Genomic DNA, 2908 nt, shown 5'->3' with positions numbered 1-2908 from the left:
TCGCCTACCCGCCCGGCGGCCGACCGTCCGGCCGCCGGGCGGGTAGGCGAGCACGGCGTCCTCCTCGTACAGCGCGGCGACCCCGGCCGCGTCCCCGGCGTTGGACCGTTCGACGAAGAGGCGGGTGATGTCCTCGGGGCGCAGGGCCTTCTCGTATGCGTATTCCGGTTCCGGCATGAGGTCCTCCGTGGGGTGTCGGGTGGCCGGGCTGGTGTTTTCTCCCGGTGTCGCTCTCCAGCGTGGTCGGCCCATCATCAGAAGTCCAACAGATGGATTTGCTAGCAGCTAGAATTTTCAGTCATGGAACTGAGGCAGTTGGAGTACTTCGTCGCGGTCGCCGAGGAGCGGAACTTCACCCGGGCCGCCGAGCGGGTGCGTATCAGCCAGTCCGGCGTCAGCGCTCAGATCCGGCAGCTGGAACGCGAGCTGGGCGCCGAGCTGTTCGACCGGTCGGCGCGCACCACGACCCTCACGGTCGCGGGAAAGGCCGCCCTCGAACACGCCCGCGTCGCCCTCGCGGCGGCCGGGGCGGTGGGGCAGGCGGTGGGTGAGGTCACCGGGCTGATCCGGGGGCGGCTCACGGTCGGGATGGTTATCGGCTGCACCGTCACGCCGCTGTTCGAGGCCCTCGCCGCGTTCCACCGGGCGCACCCCGGGGTGGAGATCTCACTGCTGGAGGACGCCTCCGACCGGCTGGTCGAGCGTGTGCGTGACGGCGCCGTGGACGTGGCGCTGATCGGGACGGCGAGCGCCGCGCCCGACGGGCTGGAGGCGTGGACGGTCCTGAGCGAGCGGCTCGTCGCGGCGGTTCCGGCCGGGCACCCGCTGGCGGAGCTGCGCCAGGTCACCCTGCGCGACCTGGCCGCCCACCCTCTCGTGTGCATGCCGCCCGGCACCGGCCTGCGTACGGCATTGGACCGCGCCTGCGCCGTACAGGGCCTCCGGCCCGCGATCGCCCTCCAGGCCGGCGCCGCAGCGGCCATCGCCGACCTCGCGGCCCGGGGGCTCGGCGTCGCCGTCCTGAGCGAGTCGATGGCCGCGAGCCTCGGCGACCGGCTCACCACCCGGACGATCGAGGACGCCGAGGTGCCCGCGCTGCTGGCGCTGGTCTGGAGGGTCAGGCACAGCCCGGCCGCGCGTGAGCTGCTCGCGCACAGCCGACGGGCGTTCGCCGCCGAGCGCGGCGGCGCGTGACGGGAGCGGGGTGGGGGAGTGCGGTGGGGGGAGTGCGGTGGAGTGAGGGCCGAGTCGCTGACGGTGATGAGCGGGCGGTCCGGTTCGGCGGGTCTGACGAGCAGATCGCAACGGCCGCCGCCGTGCTGGTGGACGTTCGTCAGCAGCTCCGTGACGGCCAGTACGGCGTCGTCACGTACGGCCGCGCACCCCCAAGCGTCCAGCCGTTCCGCCAGGTCACGGCGGATACGGCGCAACTCTGCGGGTTCCACGGTCAGGCTGAGTCGCAGTTCCCGTTCGATCCCGGCCACGCCCGCCATGGCACCTCCTGGGCTGCTGCCGGATGGGCAGCGCGGTGGACGACGGCGAGTCACCGGTTCGGTGCGCCGCGTTACGGAGCGATGCTGCCGGTGAAATTATGGATGGGCATGTAATTCCCGTGAGTTCACACTTGAGGGTGAAGGTTGGCCCGAAGTGCTGCCGCCGAGGAGGTGGTCACGCCACCATGTCCGCATGGAGCAAAGGGACATGCCCACGATGCGCAGCAGGCGGCTCGGCAATGAGCTGAAGCGACTCCGGCTGGAGAGGGGCTACAAAGTCCAGGACATCGCCGAGAAGTTGCAGTGCGGCCAGCCGAAGATCTCGCAGATCGAGAACGGCAAGCGCGGCATAAGGCCGCTGGATCTGACGGTTCTGCTGGACTTCTACGAGATCGACGACGTGGCGTACGTGGCGAGCGTCAGGCGGCTGGCCAAGGAGATCCACAAAGTGGACTGGTGGAGCAGTCAGGGTCCGCTGCTGCATGACACGCTTCGGGACTACCTGACGCTGGAAGCGGACTCGGAACTGGTGCGGGAGTACGTCCCGACGGTCATTCCGGGGCTGCTCCAGACTGAGTCGTACATGCGGCGGATCTTCGAGACGCGTCACCCGGCGGAGAGGATCGGCCCTCTGGCGGAGACGCGGATGAAGCGGAAGGAGTTGATCGACGCGCACTTGGACTTCACGCTGCGCACCATCATCGATGTGGCCGTATTGCATCGGATTAGTAGGTCGCGGACGGTGGCACGAGAGCAGCTCGAATACCTGCTGGAGATGGGGGAGCGGCCCAACGTCAACATCCAGATCCTGCCGCTCGATGCGGCGATCCCGGCTGAGCAGTATGCCCCCTTCACGCTCTTCTCTCTGCGAGGTGAACCTTCCATCGACGTCGCATGGTTGGAGCATGTCACCGGTGGTACGTCGTTGGAACAGCGGACGGATGTGCAGACTTACACACGCGTCTGGGACGAGTTCACCGCAGCGGCCCTCTCGCCGTCCGCGTCAGAGAAGTACATCCGTGATCTCCTCTAGGACAGTGGACAGTGACCTCCGACGAGTTCGATGGTGCGGGCTGGCACAAGAGCACCTACAGCGGCAGCGACAACGGCTGCGTTGAACGGGGCCAGCTGCGCTCCGGCCGTCAGGCCGTCCGTGACACCAAGGACCGCGAGCGCGGCGCCGCCGTCTTCGGGCCCGCGTCCTGGCAGGCGTTCGTGGACGCACTCCGCGACGAGACCTTGACCGGCTGAAGCTCGCACTACTTGTGTGGGGTGGCCCGGCTCCGGTTCGGCGGCTGACGGTCCATTGTGGGTGGGGATTCATGCCCCGCTGGTCACTGTCGGCTGCGTTCTGCGGGTCAGTACCAAGAGGTAAGCGGGCTGAACGGGGCCATTTATGGCGGGTGGGGGCCGCC

General features: G+C 68.7%; 3 protein-coding genes and 1 pseudogene. 3 read left to right on the top strand and 1 reads right to left on the bottom strand.

What is annotated here, in order from left to right; all coding sequences use genetic code 11:
• Positions 1-177 (bottom strand): annotated as a pseudogene (locus DVH02_RS30700) (DUF4440 domain-containing protein); the annotation flags it as partial.
• 123 nt (positions 178-300) lie between these two features.
• On the opposite strand from DVH02_RS30700, the gene DVH02_RS30695 reads away from it, so the two are divergent.
• From DVH02_RS30695 to DVH02_RS30680, 3 genes are all read left to right on the top strand, one after another.
• Positions 301-1194 (top strand): LysR family transcriptional regulator, encoded by an 894-nt coding sequence (locus DVH02_RS30695; protein ID WP_114627119.1) that lies wholly within the window; start codon positions 301-303, stop codon positions 1192-1194.
• A gap of 492 nt (positions 1195-1686) precedes the next feature.
• The gene (locus DVH02_RS30685) at positions 1687-2526 is read left to right on the top strand and encodes a helix-turn-helix domain-containing protein (RefSeq protein ID WP_114627117.1); all 840 of its coding nucleotides are present in this window, start codon (positions 1687-1689) and stop codon (positions 2524-2526) included.
• Between the two features lie 11 nt (positions 2527-2537).
• Positions 2538-2744, top strand: coding sequence for a DUF397 domain-containing protein (locus DVH02_RS30680; RefSeq protein WP_114627116.1), 207 nt, complete (start codon positions 2538-2540; stop codon positions 2742-2744).
• Positions 2745-2908 lie beyond the last annotated feature (164 nt).

Origin of the sequence: Streptomyces corynorhini, from assembly GCF_003346515.1 — a bacterium.
GTDB classification, from domain to species: domain Bacteria; phylum Actinomycetota; class Actinomycetes; order Streptomycetales; family Streptomycetaceae; genus Streptomyces; species Streptomyces corynorhini.
Note: the sequence above shows the minus strand (reverse complement) of the source record. Positions and strands in the feature narration are given on the sequence as shown.

Excerpts from the sequence above, each read along its gene's own strand:
- DVH02_RS30695 (WP_114627119.1), top strand. The coding sequence starts at position 301 with ATGGAACTGAGGCAGTTGGAGTACTTCGTCGCGGTCGCCGAGGAGCGG.
- DVH02_RS30685 (WP_114627117.1), top strand. The coding sequence starts at position 1,687 with ATGGAGCAAAGGGACATGCCCACGATGCGCAGCAGGCGGCTCGGCAAT.